The organism is Kribbella sp. NPDC056951, from assembly GCF_042674205.1.
Lineage (GTDB): Bacteria > Actinomycetota > Actinomycetes > Propionibacteriales > Kribbellaceae > Kribbella > Kribbella yunnanensis.
The window spans coordinates 43172-61404 of record NZ_JBHUQZ010000019.1; the positions used below are offsets into that span (position 1 = coordinate 43172).

18 protein-coding genes are annotated in these 18233 nt (G+C 66.2%); 11 read left to right on the forward strand and 7 right to left on the reverse strand.

The window, feature by feature from the left end; translation table 11 throughout:
- The first annotated feature begins 14 nt into the window (after nucleotides 1-14).
- Entirely contained in the window at nucleotides 15-329 is a 315-nt protein-coding gene (locus ACFTSF_RS39815; RefSeq protein WP_380160579.1) for a chorismate mutase, read from the forward strand.
- Here the strand turns inward: ACFTSF_RS39815 and ACFTSF_RS39820 are convergent, their stop codons facing one another.
- Complete coding sequence (locus ACFTSF_RS39820) at nucleotides 330-647, reverse strand: helix-turn-helix domain-containing protein (protein ID WP_380160581.1); 318 nt, start codon at nucleotides 645-647, stop codon at nucleotides 330-332. It abuts the gene before it with no gap.
- A gap of 100 nt (nucleotides 648-747) precedes the next feature.
- Between ACFTSF_RS39820 and ACFTSF_RS39825 the strand changes: the two genes are divergently transcribed.
- From ACFTSF_RS39825 to ACFTSF_RS39840, 4 genes are all read left to right on the forward strand, one after another.
- Nucleotides 748-987, forward strand: a complete 240-nt coding sequence (locus tag ACFTSF_RS39825) for a hypothetical protein (RefSeq protein ID WP_380160583.1) — start codon at nucleotides 748-750, stop codon at nucleotides 985-987.
- Nucleotides 977-1489, forward strand: coding sequence for a DUF6879 family protein (locus ACFTSF_RS39830; RefSeq protein WP_380160585.1), 513 nt, complete (start codon nucleotides 977-979; stop codon nucleotides 1487-1489). The genes ACFTSF_RS39825 and ACFTSF_RS39830 overlap by 11 nt, the downstream gene beginning before the upstream one ends.
- Nucleotides 1490-1507: 18 nt before the next feature.
- Complete coding sequence (locus tag ACFTSF_RS39835) at nucleotides 1508-2362, forward strand: helix-turn-helix domain-containing protein (protein ID WP_380160587.1); 855 nt, start codon at nucleotides 1508-1510, stop codon at nucleotides 2360-2362.
- 687 nt (nucleotides 2363-3049) lie between these two features.
- Nucleotides 3050-3886: a hypothetical protein gene (locus tag ACFTSF_RS39840; RefSeq protein WP_380160589.1), complete on the forward strand. Its 837-nt coding sequence runs from the start codon at nucleotides 3050-3052 to the stop codon at nucleotides 3884-3886.
- 33 nt (nucleotides 3887-3919) lie between these two features.
- On the opposite strand, the gene ACFTSF_RS39845 is transcribed toward ACFTSF_RS39840, so the two are convergent.
- The 3 genes from ACFTSF_RS39845 to ACFTSF_RS39855 form a co-directional block, all read right to left on the reverse strand.
- Nucleotides 3920-4441 carry a DUF5956 family protein gene (locus ACFTSF_RS39845; protein WP_380160591.1) on the reverse strand — a complete coding sequence of 174 codons (522 nt, stop codon included), beginning with the start codon at nucleotides 4439-4441 and terminating at the stop codon, nucleotides 3920-3922.
- 219 nt (nucleotides 4442-4660) lie between these two features.
- On the reverse strand, nucleotides 4661-4933 hold the full coding sequence (locus ACFTSF_RS39850) for a DUF3017 domain-containing protein (RefSeq protein WP_380160712.1): 273 nt from the start codon (nucleotides 4931-4933) through the stop codon (nucleotides 4661-4663).
- 7 nt (nucleotides 4934-4940) lie between these two features.
- A complete protein-coding gene (locus ACFTSF_RS39855) occupies nucleotides 4941-5807 on the reverse strand; it encodes a bifunctional methylenetetrahydrofolate dehydrogenase/methenyltetrahydrofolate cyclohydrolase (protein WP_380160593.1) in 867 nt (288 codons plus the stop codon).
- 104 nt (nucleotides 5808-5911) lie between these two features.
- On the opposite strand from ACFTSF_RS39855, the gene ACFTSF_RS39860 reads away from it, so the two are divergent.
- Nucleotides 5912-6898 (forward strand): pirin family protein, encoded by a 987-nt coding sequence (locus ACFTSF_RS39860; protein WP_380160595.1) that lies wholly within the window; start codon nucleotides 5912-5914, stop codon nucleotides 6896-6898.
- Nucleotides 6899-6937: 39 nt separating this feature from the next.
- On the opposite strand, the gene ACFTSF_RS39865 is transcribed toward ACFTSF_RS39860, so the two are convergent.
- Complete coding sequence (locus ACFTSF_RS39865) at nucleotides 6938-7240, reverse strand: cupin domain-containing protein (RefSeq protein ID WP_344156685.1); 303 nt, start codon at nucleotides 7238-7240, stop codon at nucleotides 6938-6940.
- 71 nt (nucleotides 7241-7311) lie between these two features.
- Between ACFTSF_RS39865 and ACFTSF_RS39870 the strand changes: the two genes are divergently transcribed.
- A complete protein-coding gene (locus ACFTSF_RS39870; RefSeq protein ID WP_380160597.1) occupies nucleotides 7312-8268 on the forward strand; it encodes a helix-turn-helix domain-containing protein in 957 nt (318 codons plus the stop codon).
- On the opposite strand, the gene ACFTSF_RS39875 is transcribed toward ACFTSF_RS39870, so the two are convergent.
- Both ACFTSF_RS39875 and ACFTSF_RS39880 read right to left on the reverse strand, forming a co-directional pair.
- A complete protein-coding gene (locus tag ACFTSF_RS39875) occupies nucleotides 8214-8885 on the reverse strand; it encodes a phosphotransferase (protein ID WP_380160599.1) in 672 nt (223 codons plus the stop codon). The genes ACFTSF_RS39870 and ACFTSF_RS39875 overlap by 55 nt on opposite strands.
- Complete coding sequence (locus tag ACFTSF_RS39880) at nucleotides 8886-10157, reverse strand: glycoside hydrolase family 18 protein (protein ID WP_380160601.1); 1272 nt, start codon at nucleotides 10155-10157, stop codon at nucleotides 8886-8888.
- 116 nt (nucleotides 10158-10273) lie between these two features.
- Here ACFTSF_RS39880 and ACFTSF_RS39885 point away from each other — a divergent pair, with 116 nt between their 5' ends.
- The 4 genes from ACFTSF_RS39885 (at nucleotide 10274) to ACFTSF_RS39900 (ending at nucleotide 18206) form a co-directional block, all read left to right on the forward strand.
- The gene (locus tag ACFTSF_RS39885; protein WP_380160603.1) at nucleotides 10274-10948 is read left to right on the forward strand and encodes a transporter substrate-binding domain-containing protein; all 675 of its coding nucleotides are present in this window, start codon (nucleotides 10274-10276) and stop codon (nucleotides 10946-10948) included.
- Between the two features lie 60 nt (nucleotides 10949-11008).
- Nucleotides 11009-14353: a S8 family serine peptidase gene (locus ACFTSF_RS39890; protein ID WP_380160605.1), complete on the forward strand. Its 3345-nt coding sequence runs from the start codon at nucleotides 11009-11011 to the stop codon at nucleotides 14351-14353.
- 181 nt (nucleotides 14354-14534) lie between these two features.
- A complete protein-coding gene (locus ACFTSF_RS39895; protein ID WP_380160607.1) occupies nucleotides 14535-17861 on the forward strand; it encodes a S8 family serine peptidase in 3327 nt (1108 codons plus the stop codon).
- A gap of 114 nt (nucleotides 17862-17975) precedes the next feature.
- Nucleotides 17976-18206, forward strand: coding sequence for a hypothetical protein (locus ACFTSF_RS39900; protein WP_380160609.1), 231 nt, complete (start codon nucleotides 17976-17978; stop codon nucleotides 18204-18206).
- The last annotated feature ends 27 nt before the right edge of the window (nucleotides 18207-18233 follow it).

Genomic DNA, 18233 nt, shown 5'->3' on the forward strand with positions numbered 1-18233 from the left:
GCGCGACTCGTCACATGCGTCAAAGTAGAGGCGTGACTGATCAGGACGCCTCGACCGAACTCGCCCGCCTGCGCGGCACGATCGACAACATCGACGCCGCCCTCGTGCACCTGCTCGCCGAGCGGTTCAAATGCACGCAGCAGGTAGGCGAACTCAAAGCCCGCAGCAGCCTCCCGCCCGCCGACAAGGCGCGCGAAGAACGCCAGATCACCCGCCTCCGCTCCCTGGCCACCGACGCCGGCCTGGACCCGGTCTTCGCGGAGAAGTTCCTCAACTTCATCATCGCCGAGGTCATCCACCACCACGAACGCATCGCCGAAGGCAAGTGATCAGCTGAGCACGAGTCGCTCGTCACCGAACTCGGCGATGACCTCGAGCTGCCCGCCGAGTGCCTCGACGTACTTGCGAATGGTGCCGAACTCGGATCGAGCCAGCTCACCCCGCTCAATCTTGGACACCGCAGTCTGCGTGATGTGCAGTTGCTCGGCCAGAGCTTCCTGAGTCAGCCCTCGTCGTCGCCTCAGCTCGGCGAGCTGGTAGCCCCAGATCTCTGCCAGCGCCTCCTCCCGGTAGGCGGCAACCGCGGCCTCGTCCTCTGGTGTCTTGATGAACCTTGCCCGCACTTCTTCATGTGTGTAGTACTGCACCGTCGCCCTCCGCCCGTTCGACGCGCCGTCGATATGGACACCGTACGGGTTCCTCGTTCTATGCTGCAAACGTCTGCAAACCTCACGATGGAGGACGATCATGGCGCTTCGATACATCGGTGTGGACCCCAACACGCCCAACACTGGCTCTCCGACGATCTGGGTCGACGAGGCCGATGGTGACCTCATCATCCAAGGCCTCAAGATCAATGACGAAGCAACGATGAACGGCATCAAAGCGACCGGTCCGAAATGGGAGACCATCCCTGGCCACGAGACTGTGCTCCGGCTCCCTGCCCGCATGATCCCGATCCTGAAGGACGCAATCGGTGACCGCTGAACCAACGACCTATCAACTGTTCCGCGCCGCCGAACGCCGAGCGATGCACCTGGAGACCCGCGACTCCTACACCCCGGACGATCCGGACTGGAATGAGTGGCGAGGCGGAGGCCGATTCAATCCGGCCGAGCGGTGGAGCGACTGGTTCGACCTGATGCGGGAGACCACTGGACGAGGTGTCCAGATTCAGCGGGCCAGGATCGTTTCGGAGCCGATCAGCGAATACATCCAGTTCGAGTACGACGTCACGAACGACCACAACATTGCGGCCGGCGAGCTGGTCAGGTGGCTACCTCGCCGACTGTCGGCCGGCCTCACCGTTCCGCCAACCGACTACTGGGTCTTCGACGAGCAGATCGTTGTCTGGAACCACTTCGATGGAAACGGATCGTGGGTGGGCGAGGAGCGCGTCGACGATCCCGAGTTGGCAAAGCTCTGTGCGACCGCGTTTGATGCAGTCTGGGAACGTGCGATCCCGCACGCGGAGTACCGACCGGGCTGATCAGAGAGGCGCTTGGCTTTGCCATCTCCCCCCGCCTTCTCGAGCGCGCAGAAGGCCAGACGTGACTTAGGGGCCCGTCTCGGTGAGCTTCGGCGCGATGCCGGGCTGACCGGGCGGGCCCTCGCCCGACTCTGTGCGTGGCACGAAGCGAAGGTCTCGCGCATCGAGAACGGCAAGACGTCACCGTCCGCCGACGACATCCGCGCATGGGCGCAGCACTGTGGCGCTGCCGAGCAGACCGCCGACCTCATCGCTTCGATGGAGGCGATCGAGGGGATGTTCGTCGAATGGCGTCGAATGGAGCGCACCGGCCTGAAGCGCGCTCAGCAGTCTGTTCTGCCGCTCTGGGAACGCACCCGAAACTTCCGCACCTACTCGCCCTGGATCGTCCCGGGCGCCGTCCAGACGGTCAGCTACACCCGCGCCGTGCTGCGGTCGTTCATGGAGCGGCGCGGACTGCCGGACGACGTCGAAGAGGCGGTGAAGGTACGGTCCGACCGACTCCGCCTGCTTCACGAGGGTGACCACCGCTTCGCGGTGCTTCTCGAGGAGTCGGTCCTTCGAACTGTCATCGGCGACAGCGAGATCATGGCGGCCCAGCTCGGCCACCTGATCGCCGTTGGTGACCTGCCGTCGGTGTCCCTCGGCATCATCCCGATGGGTATCCCCCGCAACTCGATCTGGCCGGTAGAGGACTTCTGGATCTTCGACGACCAGGTGGTCAACGTCGAGCTCATCTCCGGTTTCCTCACCATCACCCAGCCAAGCGAGATCGCGATGTACGCCTCGGCCTTCGGCCGGCTGAGCGAGCAGGCGGTGTACGGCGCGCCGGCCCGGCGGCTGATCACAGCGGCCATTGACGCCCTGGAATAGCTGAATGCAAACTCGTGCAAGCTTGTAGCTGACTGGCCACCCACAGTCATATCTTCTTTCCACGGTCTGGGCGGCGGGTGAGCCCTTGAGTACGCGCAGAGTTGTGCGTGGCTCCCGCCCCGTCTCCCAGGCCGATCCAAAGACGCGGCCCGATCGAGTGGTCGCGGCGTCCGGGGAGAGGTCATTCAGGATGGGGTCGACAGAGAAGCTGCAGGGACCATGGCCGGTCCTGAAGTCTGCCAACGAGTTTTCCTGTGACGGGCGCGATCCGCGCACAGATGATCCCTGCCTCCTGGGTCAGCATCGCGGCCACCACCGCGACGAGACGGGCGACGAGTGGCTCGACGACGGCGACCTGGCAAAGCCAGACTGGATCACCACCACCGGCTTCAGCAGCGGACTCACCTGCCGTCGCGAAGGTGGACGATCTCCTCTGCGAGCGGTACACGCAGACCGCGTGTGTTGGCACACGAACTGTCCCTTCAAGGACGCTGCATTTTGCAGGAACGTGCAGGTGCTTGGTGATTGACGGGGTATGCGAAGTGGGGTTTCGATGAAAATACGATTCCGGAGGACCCGTTCAGGGACCAGGTGACGTTCTTGTGGTGGCCGAAGGGTCGCATAAGCGGTGACGGATGCGCTGCCAAGGTATCTCGAGCCGGAATATGGTTGCTTTAGGGGGAAGTTGTGAGGCGTAAGAAGATTGCACTATTTGTCATTTGTCTGCTGGCCGTAGGGCTCTTGCAAGTGCCGTCCGCGACGGCAACTGGTCCGCTCTCAGAACCCAGCCCTCGCTTGAATGACGCTGACCAGCGGGCCTGTATCGCCGCAGCTGAGCGCTCGGCGGCGGTGGCCTGGATGTGCATGGGCGGCACATTGACAGCGCAGTACCCGAAGGCCGGCGGAGGAACCCGCACGGAAGAGAAGCAAATCGGGTCCGGGCGAGTGCAAATGACTGCGTCGCCGACCATTTCGAAACAAGGAGCGGTAGACGAGTTCGGAGTCCTGGCTGACGATTACGACTCCTGGTGCGAGTTTGGAACAGTTTGTGCTCGCAAGATCAGTGACTACATCGCTGAAGTGAAGGGCAATGGGGCGTACGGAGATGGTGACGGTGTTATCGGCAATATCGACTTCATTGTCCGGCAGGCGTTCAACGGAGCCTATCCGCGGTGGCGCGGCCTGATCATCTGGGACAGCGGACCGGTGATCCGACCGAACCTCTTCTGGGCCGACTGCCGCATCAACCGGACCGGTCCTGATGGCTTCTGTGGCAACGCGGAGCTCGACTTCTCCAACATCTCTTCCACCAGCCAGAGGTCATGGGCCCCCTCAGCGACCACCTACAAACAGCTGAGCGGTGCTCTGTCCAACAACACGACCTATCACGACGACCTGCATGGCAGTTTCAAGGCCGACGGATATCCCCAAACGTTCGGCACTGGCACGATCCACACCGGTCGTTGGCGCCAGTGTGGTCCAAACTGCAAGTACTACCAGGTTCCTTGGACACCAAACCCGTAGCCACTGGCGACAGGCGTTCCTGATCGCAATGAGCTAGACCTCGAACAGCGCACTCACTGTTTGTTGGGTGTGACGAACGAATTCTGCATTGCAACTCGGCAGCAGTGGGCTGCCGGGTTGCAATGACGGTTCAAGTACCAACTCCAGGACCTTTTGAACCGACGCGAGCTTCGATGGTGCCTTCAGCAACCATAACCGGCCGACCGGTCGTGCTGGGATCCCAGCTTGTGCCAACAGCTCATTATGATCCGCCTCCACCTCTGCGTGGAGTTCGTCGGACCACGGCACGCGCTCGACTACGACGCCATCTCGCGAATGCTCGACCCAACGCGTCGAACGATCAGCAACCCATACTCGATGTGTGCTCGGCCATACCGCGGGCAGGAAGACCCACATCGGCTCGTCGGGCGCAAGGGCCCAACCCGTGCGAAGCAATTCCATGACTTCCGGAAGATCGGGTGCTGCCAATGGCAACCGCTCCCCGCCAGGCGCGGCAGCGGGGGTTTCGAGACCCCAGTCGACATTCAACACAACAACACAGTAACGGGTGAGCATCGTAAAACGGTGATGATCGCCTCTACGGTCAGTTCGACCGCAGCCGGTCCGTGGCTGCGAATCCGTTGATCGCCGGTGCGAGTCCGTCGGGTGCCTAGCGACGCCAGGTGGTCGATCGCGCGATGAGCGCGCCGCCCGGAAGGGAGCTGAGGGCGGGCGGGCAGCGCGCGTAGCTGACGCGACGGAGGAGCGGCTGCGTAGCACGCGGGGGGAGGGACGTTAGTTGGGGACGATGAGGGCTAGGCCGGCTATGGCGGCGGCTGTCAGGAGGAGGAACGCGGTGTCGAACATGCGGCCTCGGACGTGGAGGAGGCCGGCGGCTCGGTCGGTGAGGGTGGCTCGGAGGAGGGCTGCTACGCCGGGGGCGGCGGCGAAGATGAGGGTGCCGTTGCGCCAGTTGTAGAAGGTGAGGATGACGAGGCCGGTGGCGGCTACCAGGAGGGAGAGGGCCAGGGGCCATTCGGTGGTACGGCGCTGAGCCTCGCCGGCCATCAGCACGTCACGCTCGCTTCGGGGTGGCGGTGGACTCGGCGGCTTCTACGACGTTGGTGAGGAGCATGGCGCGGGTCATCGGGCCGATGCCGCCGGGCATGGGGGCGATCCAGGCAGCGGCTTCGCGGGCCTCGGGGGCGATGTCGCCGACGATCTTGCCTTCGGCTGAGCGGCTGGTGCCGACGTCGAGGAGGACGGCGCCGGGCTTGATCATGTCGGCGGTGATCAGGCCGGCCGAGCCGGCGGCGGCGATGACGATGTCGGCGGTGCGGACTACGGCGGCCAGGTCGATGGTGCCGGTGTGGCACTGGGTGACGGTGGCGTTCTCGGAGCGGCGGGTGAAGAGCAGGCCCATCGGGCGGCCGGCGGTGACGCCGCGGCCGACGACGACCACGTGGGCGCCGGCGATCGGTACGTCGTACCGGCGGAGCAGCTCGACGCAGCCCTTCGGGGTGCAGGGGAGCGGGCCGTCCTGGCCGAGGACGAGTTTGCCGAGGCTGACCGGGTGCAGGCCGTCGGCGTCCTTCAAGGGGTCGATCAGACCGAGGATGGTGTTGGTGTCGACGTGCTTCGGCAGCGGGAGCTGGACGATGAAGCCGGTACACGCCGGGTCCTCGTTCAACCGCGCGACCTCGGCCGCGATCTCTTCCTGGGTCGCGGTGTCCGGGAGCTCGACCTGGATCGAGGCGATGCCGACCGCGGCGCAGTCGCGGTGCTTGCCGGCGACGTAGGCCCGGCTGCCGGGGTCGTCGCCGACCAGGATCGTTCCCAGCCCGGGAACCACACCCTGCTCCGCCAGCTTCGCGACCCGGACCTTCAGTTCGTCCTTGATCGCCGCCGCCGTCGCCTTGCCATCCAGAATCTGCGCGGTCACGAGGCAAGAGTCTGCCATGTGGAGGCCGGGGAATAGCGCCCACCCTTGCCGCGGTTCGGGTAGATAGTTTATTCTTGAACTACTTAGCCCAGAGGAGACCCGAGATGCCCGCCGTGACCGTCAGCGACATCACTGTGCTGCCCCGCATCCACCAGCCGGACCCGGCCGTCGCGCGGGAGCGGGCGGTGCGGTCCGTGACGACTGCCCCGAGTGGTTACGAGGGCGAGGGCTTCCCGGTACGGCGGGCTTTCGCGGGCGTGGATCTGAAGGATCTGGACCCGTTCATCCACATGGACCAGATGGGCGAGGTCGAGTACGCACCGGGTGAGCCGAAGGGCACGCCGTGGCACCCGCACCGCGGATTCGAGACCGTGACGTACATGCTCGACGGGATCATGGAGCACCAGGACTCGAACGGTGGCGGCGGTGTCATCTCCAACGGCGACACCCAGTGGATGACCGCCGGATCCGGCCTCCTGCACATCGAGACCCCGCCGGAGCACCTCGTGGCGAGCGGCGGTCTGTTCCATGGCGTGCAGTTGTGGGTCAACCTGCCGAAGGCGCAGAAGTGGGCGGCACCGCGCTACCAGGACATCCGTGGTGGCGACTCGGCGTTGCTGTCCTCGCATGACGGTGGCTCGCTGGTCCGCGTGATCGCCGGCTCGGTCGACGGCCACGACGGACCGGGTTCGACGTACTCGCCGATCAGCCTGGTGCACGCGACGGTCAGCCCGGGTGCCGAGCTCGTGCTCCCGTGGCAGCCGGACTACAACGCGCTGGTCTACGTTCTCGCCGGTCAAGGCACGGTCGGCGCCGAGCGGCGTCCGTTCCGCAAGGGCCAGTTGGCCGTCTTCGGTCCCGGCGACACCATCCGTACGGCGGCCACCGTCAACCAGCCGCAGGCGGAGCCGAACCTCGACGTACTGGTCATCGGCGGACGTCCGATTCGCGAGCCGATCGCGATGGCGGGGCCGTTCGTGATGAACACGCGGGCCGAGGTGGTCCAGGCGTTCGAGGACTTCCAGGCCGGCAAGCTCGGGTCGATCCCGGCGGTTCACGGTCTCGGCACGGAGCTTCACCAGTCCAACTGAACTACAGCAGGACAGAGCCTGCGGCGGCCGAGGTAGCGGTCAGCCCTCGGGGTAGAACAGGAACAACGTGCAGCCCACGGCCGACTGCGGTACGTGCGAGGACCCGGCCGGAGCATGGATGAACGACCCGGCGGGATAGTCGCGCTCGCCGTCGTTGAACACACCATCGACCACGAAGACCTCCTCCGGACCAGGATCGTGGACGTCGATGCCTTCCCACGACGACCCCGGTTCCATCTCCAGCAGGTGCGCCGACGCGATACCGCCCTTCCAAAGCGTCCGTAGCCGGATGCCGGGGAAGAGCTCGCGGGCGGGGACGTCTGCTGCCGAAATCCATTCCATACCGTCAATACTGATCAAACGGCGCCGGCAAACCCAGTGTCTGAATAGTCCCGAACGGGTACTTTTCTGCCATGAGCCCTCATCGCGTGGTGGCCCTCGTCTCAGCCCCGCAAGGCAGTTTCGAGCTTGGCTGTGTGGCCGGTGTCTTCAGTGCGGATCGCTACCGGTTCACGATCTGCGCCGAACGCCCCGGCCCGATCCGAACCGTGCAGGGCTTCGACCTGGTGGCCCCACGCGGTCTCCGCGCACTCGATCATTCGGACACCATCGTCATCCCCGGCTGGCTCCCCAACCACAGAGAGCCCTCGCCCGCCGTACTGCGCGCGCTGAGAAGAGCGCACGACCGAGGCGCGCGACTCGTCAGCATTTGCTCGGGCGCTTTCGCGCTGGCCGCGACCGGCCTGCTCGACGGCCGCCGGATCACCACGCACTGGCGGTACTGCGACAACCTGCAGGACCGATTCCCCGCCGTACAGGTGGATCCCGACGTGCTCTACATCGACCACGGTGACATCGCGACCAGCGCCGGATCCGGTACCGGATACGACCTCTGTCTGCAGTTGGTGCGCAACGATCACGGCGCCGCGTACGCCGCCCGGATCGCGCGTCGGATGGTGATGCCGCCACACCGCGAAGGCGGTCAGGTCCAGTACCGCGCCGACGAGGAACCGCCGCCCGGCGAATCGCTGGCCGCCTTACTGGACTGGGTTTCCGGCCACCTCGCCGAGCCGATCACCGTCGACGATCTGGCCGCCCGCTGCAACGTTTCGCCGCGAACCTTGGCCCGCCGCTTCACCGACCAACTCGGTACGGCGCCCGGTCAGTGGCTGCTCGCCCAGCGGATCGCCAGAACCCGTGCCCTGCTGGAGGAAACCGACCTCCCGATCGAAACCATCGCCGGCCACACCGGGTTGTCCTCGGCAACCAACCTCCGCCGCCGCTTCCAGAAAGCAGTCGGTACGACGCCGAGCGCCTACCGCAGGTCGTTCCGCGCATCGAAGGCGCCCGATTGGTCCAGTGTGATGTAGGACTGGAGCCGAGGGTCGTCGAAGTCCCCGCCGTACGCCGCGACGAACGCCCGCGCGGCCAACGGTCCGCCGTACTGCGGGTTCAGGCCGTTGGAGAGGCTGTTCACCATCAAAGCGAGGTCGAGGTAGCGATCGCCGCTGCCGAGTCGGGCGAGATCGAGTACGCCGGTGAACTTCAGCGTCTCGGGGTCGACGAAGACGTTCGGCGCGCAGTAATCGCCATGGGTCACGGCAGTCGCCGTACCGGGGAAGGGCGAGTCGAACGGGCAGCCGGACAAGGCGTCCAGTTGTCGCAGGCCCTCCGCGAGTGCGGCGATCACGGCCGGGCGGTCGGCCTCGGGCCAGGGCTGCGACGCGTCGCGACCGGGCAGTTCGGCGGTCAAGAGCCAATTGTTGCCGCGATCAACGACTTGTGGGCAGGGGAAGCCGACCGAGGCGAGCCACTCCATCCGGTCCGCCTCGTCGCTGATCGCGGTGACGAGCGGACCCTCACCTGTCTTGTAGTAGAGCCGTTCGCCCCGCCGAACGAGCCGAACGACGGTCGCTCCAGACATACCGAGCAGGACCGGTTCGGCGGCCGAAGCGCCGAACCGGTCCATCAAGCGTTGAAGATCCACTCAGCGAAGATTACGGTGCAACGCCGAAATGAGCTCCCCATTTGCTGTGTCACCGTCGAGCGACCAGATCATCGCGCCACCGAGGTTGCGGTGCGAGATGTACTGCGCCTTGCGCTTCATCTCGGTCGGGTCGTCCCAGGTCCAGAACGTGGTCCCGTCGAACAGCCAGGCGAAGCCGGCCTTGGTGTCGCGGTGGACCGTGAACGACGACAGCTTCGACTTCAGGATCCGGTAGTCCTCGTAGCCGGCCTCGTACGTCGCCGGCGCCGGGCCGGTGGCGTTCTGGAAGAGACCGTTGTTCGCGTTCGTCACGCCGGTCCAGCCGCGCGAGTAGAACGGCACGCCCATCACCAGCTTGCTGCGCGGCGCACCGCGCTGCAGGTAGGCGTCGATGGTGACCTGCGAGCTGAACTCGGTGGCTGTCGGATCACCCGCCGGCCCGTCGATCGAGGACTGCTGGTTGGTCTGCGGGTCCCAGGCGCCGTGGTAGTCGTACCCCTGCGTGGTCCCGAAGGTCAGGTCCTTGAAGACGTTGCGAACCTCGAATCCCCGGTCGACCTGAGCCGGGTCCGCCGGGAGGAATGCGGTCAGGTTGTAGCGGCCCTTGAACGGCCACGAGAGCTTGTCCAGTTCCTTACGGTACTGATGAACCAGACCGGTGAAGTTCTGCTTGTCCTCGGGCCGGATCACGTTGCCCGGGTTGCCTTCACTGGCCGGCCATTCCCAGTCCAGGTCGATCCCGTCGAAGATGCCCTTCGCGGCGCCGGCCGGCAGACCGGGCAGGTTGCCCTTGATCCACAGATCCGTACAGGACTTCACATGAGCAGCCCGGACGGAAGGCAGTGCGGCGTTCGAGAAGTACTTCGAGCCGGTCCAGCCGCCGAGCGAGATGCTGATCCGCAGCTTCGGGTACTTCGCCTTCAACTGCTTGAGCTGATTGAGGTTGCCGTTCAAGGCCTGACCAGGCTGGTCGGCAACTCCGCTCACGCTCTGCTCGGCGCTGAACGGCCGCTGGAAATCGGCCCACGGGTCGCTGCTGTAGCAGTTCCCCTGCTCGTCGACGAACCCGAACGCATAGTTGATGTGAGTCAGCCGCGCGGCCGACCCGTTCTTCACGAGGTCACTGACCAGGAAGTTCCGGTCGTACCCACTCCACTGCGTGTAGTAGCCCACCACGCGCTGCTCGTTGCCATGTGCTTCGGCCGGTACGGCGGTGGTTCCCGCCAGCACGGTCGCTGCGGCAACCAACAGCCCAATACTTCGACGCTTCATTCCACTCCCCAACGGGCGGTCAAGGGACAAGTGGGCTCACAGTAGAGCCGCTCCAACGATTTACACAATGTCCCTACCAAATCTCGTCGTTACGACTCGTCGGTAGGGTCGCCGGTATGACGAATGTGCGTGATGATCTGGCACCGACCGGCGTACTGCGGGCGTCGATCAACCTGGGGAACCCGGTCCTGGCGCAGGGGACACCTGATGAGCCGCGGGGCGTGACCGTCGACATCGCGCGCGAGATTGCGCGCCGGCTCGACGTACCGGTCGAGTTCGTCTGCTTCGACGCGGCCCGGAAGTCGTTCGAGGCGATGGTGACCGGCCAGGCGGGCCTCTGTTTCCTCGCCGTCGACCCCGCTCGGGCCGACCAGGTCGCGTTCACCGAGCCGTACGTCGTCATCGAAGGTGTCTACGTGGTCGGCAAGGACTCGGCGCTGACCACGGTCGCCGATGTCGACGGTCCCGGGATCCGGATCGGCGTGAAGGAGGGTTCGGCGTACGACCTGCACCTGAGCCGGACCGTCCAGCAGGCCACGATCGTCCGCGGTGCCGAGGGCGTCGACGTCTTCGTCGACCAAGGGCTCGAGGCCGGCGCCGGCATCCGCGAACCGGTCACCCAGTTCGTCGCCGAGCATCCTGACCTCCGGATGATCGACGACCCCTTCATGGAGATCCGGCAGGCCGTCGGCACCCTCAAGACCCGCCACCCGGACACCGTCGCCTACCTGTACGGCGTCGTCGAGGAACTGAAGGAGTCCGGCTTCATCGCGCAAGCCCTCGCCCGCTGAGGGAACCCCGCCGGTTGTTCACGACACAGATGGGTCAAGACAACCGATTGGGGACCCATCGTGGCATCCGCTCCACGATCGAGACGGTACGGCGTCATCGCCGTCGTCGCGATCGCAACACTCGGCCTCCCGGCGCAGAGCCAGCCGGCCCAAGCTCAACGGGCCCAAAGCCAGCCGGCGATCAGCCAGCCGGTTCAGGGGCGACCAGCTCAGCCGGCGGCCGAGGTACGGCAGCTCAACGGGCAAGTCACCCTCATCACCGGCGACCGGGTCACGCTGCGCGAGGGGCGCGTCTCGGTGGATCCCGGGCCCGGCCGCGAGAAGGTGCGCTTCACGACTCGCATCGTGAAGGACCAGGTGGAGGTGCTGCCGTCCGACCTCGGGCGGCAGTTCGCCGCCGGCCGGTTGGACCGGCAACTGTTCGACGTTGCCGCGCTGATCAGGGCCGGGTACGACGACCGGTCGACGCCCTCGATCCCCGTTGTCGTCACGTACACCGGGAAGGCCAAGTCCCGCGCAGCCGTCGTCGGCGCGACCGTCACCCGGCAGTTGCCAGTGCTGAACGGCGTCGCGCTGAAGATCGACAAGGCCAAGGCCGGCGCATTCCTGACTGGTACGACGACGGCCGGCGTACAGAAGATCTGGCTCGACGCGAAGCGGAAGCTGAGCCTGGACGAGTCCGTCCCGCAGATCGGTGCACCGACCGCGTGGCAGGCCGGCTACACCGGCAAGGATGTCAAAGTCGCCGTACTCGACAGCGGCGTTGACACCTCGCACCCGGATCTGGCCGGCCAGGTCGTTGCTGCGCGCAACTTCACCGACACCGATGACGGTGACCGGAACGGTCACGGTACCCACGTCGCCTCGACCATCGCCGGTACGGCGGCCGCGTCGGCCGGCAAGTACAAGGGCGTCGCGCCGGCTGCCAAGATCTACGACGGCAAGGTCTGCGACGATCACGGCGACTGCCCGTTCTCCGCGATCCTCGCCGGGATGGTGTGGGCGGCGACCGAGGTCAAGGCCAAGATCGTCAACCTCAGCCTCGGTGGTGGCGACACCCCGGAGATCGACCCGCTCGAGGAGGCCGTCAACCGGCTCACTGCGCAGACCGGCACGCTCTTCGTAGTTGCCGCAGGCAACGAAGGGCCGGGTGCCGGGACGGTCGGTTCGCCGGGGAGTGCCGATGCCGCGCTGACGGTGGGCGCGGTCGACAAGCAGGACAAGCTGGCCGAGTTCTCCGGTCGCGGCCCGCGCGTCGGTGACGGCGGTCTCAAACCGGATGTGACCGCGCCGGGCGTCGGCATCGTCGCCGCCAAGTCGAGTACGTCGGTCATCGGCACTCCCGTCGGTGATCGCTACCTACGACTCAACGGGACGTCGATGGCCACCCCGCATGTCGCGGGCGCCGCCGCACTGCTGGCTCAACAGCACCCGGACTGGGATGCCGGAGTCCTCAAGGCCGCGCTGATGGGATCCGCGAAGCCGGCCGCCGAGCAGACGCTGTTCGAGCAAGGTTCAGGCCGGATCGACGTCGCGAAAGCCGTCCAGCAGAAGGTGTTCGCCGAACCGGGCAGCCTGTCGTTCGGTGTTGTTCGGTATCCGCATGACGATGATCAATCGATCACCAAGCCACTGACGTACCGCAACACCGGCGATCAAACGATCACTGTGCAGCTCGACGCCGTACTGACCGGCCCGGACGGCAAGCCCGCGCCCGCCGGAGCGATCAACCTGAACACACAATCCGTCACTGTGCCTGCCGGTGGAACAGCTGTTGTGCAGGTGACGATCAACACCAAGCACGACGGGCCGAACGGCGCCTACGCGGGTCGCGTCACTGCTACCGCCGGCAGCGCCACGGTGGCGACTGCGCTGGCGGTCACCAAGGAGGTCGAGCACCACACGGTCACGGCCGAGGTCATCGATCCCGACGGGAAGCCGGGCACCTTCGAGGAAGTCATGGCCTACAACGTCGCAACCGGTGACCGTACGACCGCGATGTGGCCGAACCCGGGGCCGGTCAGCTTCCGGCTGCCGAAGGGGGAGTACTTGCTCGACACGTCGCAGTTCATTCCGAACCCGACCGACCCTGAGGCCACGGGGCGTAGCTATCGGATGGTGCAGCCTCGGCTGAACCTAACTGGCGACAGCACAGTGGTGTTCGACGCGCGGAAGGCGAAGAAGGTCACGATCACGGTGCCGCGCCCTGAGGCCAAGGTCCTCTCGGCGACCGTCGGTTACGTGCGCAAGGCGGCGGCCGACGCCGAGGGTGGGCTGACCTCCATGTCGCTCGGCGCCTCCTATGACCCTGTGTACACCGGGCAGGTCGGTCCGTCGGCAGAGCCGGGCACGATGACCGGGTTCCTTGCTGCGCAGTGGGCTCCGCCCGGTACCGACGGGCAGGTCCGGAACGCGCCGTACGTCTACAGCCACTTCGACGGCTTCCCCGGCGGATTCCCGACCGGCCTGGACCGGGCGATGACGGACCGGGATTTCGCCGCGGTCGACGTACAGCTCAACAAGACGAATGACCGGAAGGCCCGTCTCGGTGCGTACGGCATGGCGCCCGGGATGTCCTGGAGCTTCGGGAAGGCGCTCGAGTTCGATCAGGCGCGGACCGTCCGGTTGCTGCTGGGCGGTCGGTCGGCCGTGTGGAGCAAGGGCTTCGAGGAGATTCATCCGGACGATCCCGGCAACTGGGCGACCGACCTCCGGTCGCGGTACCGCGAGTACCGGGCGGGAACGTCGTACCGGGAGCGGATCAACTCCGCCGTGTTCACGACCGCGCCCGTCTGGGCCTTCCGCGATCGGAATGTCCTGAACATCCTCGACTACACGCTGATGGATGCCGATGGGAACAAAGGGGAGACCGGGATCGACACGCAGTCGGGCCGGTTGCTGCGCAACGGCGAGGTGATCGCCGAGGGCTTGTACGGCGACATCTACGTCGAAGGGGTGCCGGCGGAGCAGGCGACGTATGTGCTGGAGAGCTCGCTGACCCGGCAGACGTGGTCCGACTTCAGCACCCGGACCGATCGGAAGTGGACATTCACCTCGGCGGCAACCGATCGGAAGACACAGTTGCCGGCGATTGGGATCCGGTACCGGCCGAAGGTCGGGATCGACAACGTGGTGGAGCGGACGCCGGTGACGGTGCTCCCGATCGTCCTGGAGGCGCAGCGTGACGGGGTACTGCCGAAGATCCGGAGTGTGGAGATCCGGGTGTCCGGTGACGACGGCAAGAGCTGGAGCAAAGCGTCGGTGCAGGCGGACAGAAGGGGTGGCTACCGGGCAGCATTCGTGACCCCGAAGGCTGCTCGATCGGTCTCGCTGCAGGCGCGGATCGTCGACTCCGCCGGGTTCGTGACCGAGGAAACGACGATCGGCGCGTATCCGTTGCGGTGATTCCAACCCACTGCGGAGGGTGAACGGGTGGTCACTCTTCTTGCAGGTTCCTGCCATGTCCTCTGGTTCGTGCAACCGAATGGGCTAGACCGGACATCTACCGGTAGTGGCCCACCGGCTCCGCTCTGTGAGGAGGGCAGGTGGGCCACGTGAGGACAAACCGAAACGGGAGGGACTCATCGTGGTATCTACACCACGATCGAGGCGTATTGGCGTTGCCGCCGTCGCCTCGATCGCCGCCCTGGGAATCGGCCTGTCGGGCATCGCCCAGGCATCGGCTACTCAACCCAGACCGACATCACTGGCCGAAAAGGCCCAAGCCAACAAGGCCGCCGTCAAGGTCACCCTGGTGACCGGGGACCGGGTCACCGTTCATGGGGACGGCAAGGCGACCGTGGAGCCCGGCGCGGGCCGGCACGGGATCGCCTTCGGCAGCTACCGGGTGCAGGGACACCTGTACGTCGTTCCGTCCGACGTCCGGCAGCAGGTTGCGAGCGGGCGCCTGGACCGGCGGCTGTTCGACGTGACCGGTCTGATCAAGATGAAGTACGACGACAAGTCGTCCAAGGCGATCCCCGTGATCGTCACCTATGCCGGGCAGGCGAAGACGCGAGCCGCCGTACCGGGAGCGACGGTGACCCGCCAGCTGCCGGTCGTCAACGGTGCGGCGCTGAGCGTCGACAAGAGCAAGGCTGCCGCCTTCCTGGCCGGTGCCGGCAACAACGCTCGCTCGGCAACCGCGATCGAGAAGATCTGGTTGAACGGCAAGCGCGAGCTGCTGCTCGACAAGTCCGTACCGCAGATCGGTGCGCCGGAGGCCTGGAAGGCCGGCTACACCGGTAAGGGCGTGTCGGTCGCCGTACTGGACACCGGCATCGACGCGACGCACCCCGACCTGTCGACGCAGGTGGCCGGGGCCAAGAACTTCACCACCGAGTCGGCGGACGACGTCATCGGTCACGGGACGCATGTCGCGTCGACGATCGCTGGTACGGGTGCCGCGTCGGGTGGGAAGTACAAGGGCGTGGCACCGGACGCGAAGCTCTATGACGGCAAGGTCTGCGAAGCGTTCGGCTGCTTCGAGGACGACTTGCTGGCCGGGATGGAGTGGGCGGCCAAGGAGGTCAAGGCCAAGGTCGTCAACTTCAGCATCGGCGGTGCGGATTCACCGGAGATCGACCCGCTCGAGGAGGCCGTCAACCGCCTGACCGCGGAGACCGGGACGCTCTTCGTCATTGCCGCCGGCAACAGTGGCCCTGGTGCCGGAAGCGTCGGATCGCCGGGGAGTGCGGAGGCTGCACTGACGGTCGGTGCGGTCGACAAGCAGGACAAGCTGGCCGAGTTCTCGAGCGTCGGCCCGCGTGTTGGTGACGGTGCGGTCAAGCCGGACGTCACCGCGCCCGGTGTCGACATCGTGGCTGCCCGGTCGAAGGACGGCTCCATCGGTACGCCGGTCGGCGACAAGTACCTGAGTCTCAGCGGTACGTCGATGGCGACGCCGCACACCGCGGGTGCCGCGGCGATCCTGACCCAGCAGCACCCGAACTGGAAGGCGGGTGAGCTGAAGTCGGCGATCACGGGTTCCGCCAAGCCGGCGGCCGACCAGACCACGTTCCAGCAGGGTGCCGGCCGCATCGACGTGGCCAAGGGCATCAAGCAGACCGTGGTCAGCGACCCGGGCAACCTGTCGTTCGGGACCGCGGTCTGGCCGCACAACGACGACGAGCCGGTCACCAAGACGCTGACCTACCGCAACCTGGGCGACCAGCCCGTCACGCTGAACCTGGCGGCGACGCTGACCGACCCGACCGGTGCGGCCGCTCCGGCAGGCTCGTTGCAGCTGAGCGCGAACTCCGTCACGGTTCCGGCCGGTGGCACCGCCTCGGTCCAGGCGACCTCCAACACCAAGCACAACGGACCGGACGGCGCGTACTCCGGTCGGGTCACCGCAACTGGTGGTGACACCTCCGTGGTCTCCGGGATCGGTGTCAACAAGGAGGTCGAGAGCTACAACCTGAAGGTGAAGACGAGCGGTCCGGACGGCAAGCCGCTCCCGCCGTTCATCGTCGTCCTGGGTCTCGACGACCACTCGTTCAACTTCTACTACACCGACAAGGACGAGCTCAGCCTGCGGCTGCCCAAGGGTGGCTACCACCTGGAGGCCTCCAACTTCCTGGTCGACCCGAACGACCCGGAGAAGGGGTCCTTCTACGAGGTCGTGCAGCCCGCGTTGCAGCTGACCGGGGACGCCAGCACCGACCTCGACGCCCGGCTCACCAAGCCGGTCAAGGTGACCGTCCCGAACGCCGGGGCGTCGCTCGCGGTCGGATCGGTCGGCTACGAGCGGTACACGCCCGACGGTCAGAGCGGGCTGGGTTCATCGGCGTTGCTGTTCGACTTCGACAATGTGAACACCGCGCAGATCGGTCCGGCGTTGCCGCCCGAGCAGCTCACCGGGTTCGTCGGCTCACAGTGGGCCAAGAAGAACAGCGAGGGCCGGTTCGACAACTCGCCGTACCTGTATGCCCAGGGTGAAGGCACGCCCGGCGTCTTCCCGACCGGGTTGATCCGGAACGTGCAGGCGAAGGAACTCGCCGAGGTCACCCAGCAGATCAACGCGGCGAGTGACCGCAAGGTCGAGCGGGTCGTGTTCGGTTCGGCAGGTGGCTGGGCCATCATCCTCGAGTACGACCAGCCGGCCACGACCAAGCTGCTGGCCGACGACAAGCCGGCGCAGTGGAGCACCCAGATCAGCGAGATCGTGCCCAGCACGGATCCGGAGAACCCGTTCCCGGACACGATCACCCAGCTCCGGTCGCCGTTCCGGGAGTACCAGGCCGGCAAGAAGTACCAGGAGCGCTTCAACGCTGCTGCCTTCACGCCGTCTCCGGCCTTCGCCGGCCGGGCCGGGAACGACCTGCTGGTGCTGGCCTACGGCCTGACGGATGCCGACGGCAACCAAGGCGCCACCCGGGCGGACTCCGAGTGGAGCAAGTTGCTGCGCGACGGCAAGGTGGTCGCCGAGTCCAAGTACTTCGGTGAGGCCTTCGCCGAGGGCCTGCCGCCGGAGAAGGCGAAGTTCACCTTCCAGTCGTCGATGACGCGGCAGACGTACTCCGCGTTCAGCACCCGGACCGACCTGACCTGGACGTTCTCTTCGGCGAAGACCGCCGAGGAAACCCAGATCCCGCTGGTCGGCGTCGGCTACCACCCGAAGGTCGACAAGCACAACGTCGCCGACCGCAAGCCGGTCAGCGTCCTGCCGTTCACCCTGCTCGCCCAGGAGGGCAGCGCGGTGCCGGCCGTCAAGAAGGTCGAGCTCCAGGTCTCCGGCGACAACGGCAAGACCTGGCACAAGGCCTCCGTCGTCCCGGCCGGCCACGGGTCCTACAAGGCGATCTTCGCCACCCCGAAGGGTGCCAAGACGATCTCCCTGAAGGCCCACGTAGTAGATGCCCAGGGCAACACCGCCGACCAGACCACGATCGGCGCCTACCCGCTGCGCTAGCAGCACAGCTGAACGAACAGGGCGTCGCGACCATCCCGGTCGCGGCGCCCTGCAGCGTTCGGCGCGCCCACGCCACCTCCACCGAAGCCCGCGCCCCAGTCGGCTTTGAAGCAAATGCACCAGGTCACTCTCGTCACCGGCGACCGCGTCACCGTGCGCGACAATCAGGCGAGTGTCCGGCCGGGCCCCGGCCGCAGCCACATCACCTTCAACACCTACCGCACCAAGAACCGCCTGTACGTCGTACCGTCGGACGTCCAGCGCGATCTCGCCGGCGGTCGGTTGGACCGGCGGTTGTTCGACGTCAAGGGTCTGACGACGATCAGGGCTTATCCGTTGCGTTAGGAGATTGGGACAAACCTCGGTGGGGGC

What these genes read in the sequence shown, in the direction of transcription:
- ACFTSF_RS39815 (WP_380160579.1), top strand. Translation starts at nt 15, where the DNA reads ATGCGTCAAAGTAGAGGCGTGACTGATCAGGACGCCTCGACCGAACTC.
- ACFTSF_RS39825 (WP_380160583.1), top strand. Translation starts at nt 748, where the DNA reads ATGGCGCTTCGATACATCGGTGTGGACCCCAACACGCCCAACACTGGC.
- ACFTSF_RS39845 (WP_380160591.1), bottom strand. Translation starts at nt 4,441, where the DNA reads ATGCTCACCCGTTACTGTGTTGTTGTGTTGAATGTCGACTGGGGTCTC.
- ACFTSF_RS39850 (WP_380160712.1), bottom strand. Translation starts at nt 4,933, where the DNA reads ATGGCCGGCGAGGCTCAGCGCCGTACCACCGAATGGCCCCTGGCCCTC.
- ACFTSF_RS39860 (WP_380160595.1), top strand. Translation starts at nt 5,912, where the DNA reads ATGCCCGCCGTGACCGTCAGCGACATCACTGTGCTGCCCCGCATCCAC.
- ACFTSF_RS39865 (WP_344156685.1), bottom strand. Translation starts at nt 7,240, where the DNA reads ATGGAATGGATTTCGGCAGCAGACGTCCCCGCCCGCGAGCTCTTCCCC.
- ACFTSF_RS39870 (WP_380160597.1), top strand. Translation starts at nt 7,312, where the DNA reads ATGAGCCCTCATCGCGTGGTGGCCCTCGTCTCAGCCCCGCAAGGCAGT.
- ACFTSF_RS39880 (WP_380160601.1), bottom strand. Translation starts at nt 10,157, where the DNA reads ATGAAGCGTCGAAGTATTGGGCTGTTGGTTGCCGCAGCGACCGTGCTG.
- ACFTSF_RS39885 (WP_380160603.1), top strand. Translation starts at nt 10,274, where the DNA reads ATGACGAATGTGCGTGATGATCTGGCACCGACCGGCGTACTGCGGGCG.
- ACFTSF_RS39900 (WP_380160609.1), top strand. Translation starts at nt 17,976, where the DNA reads ATGCACCAGGTCACTCTCGTCACCGGCGACCGCGTCACCGTGCGCGAC.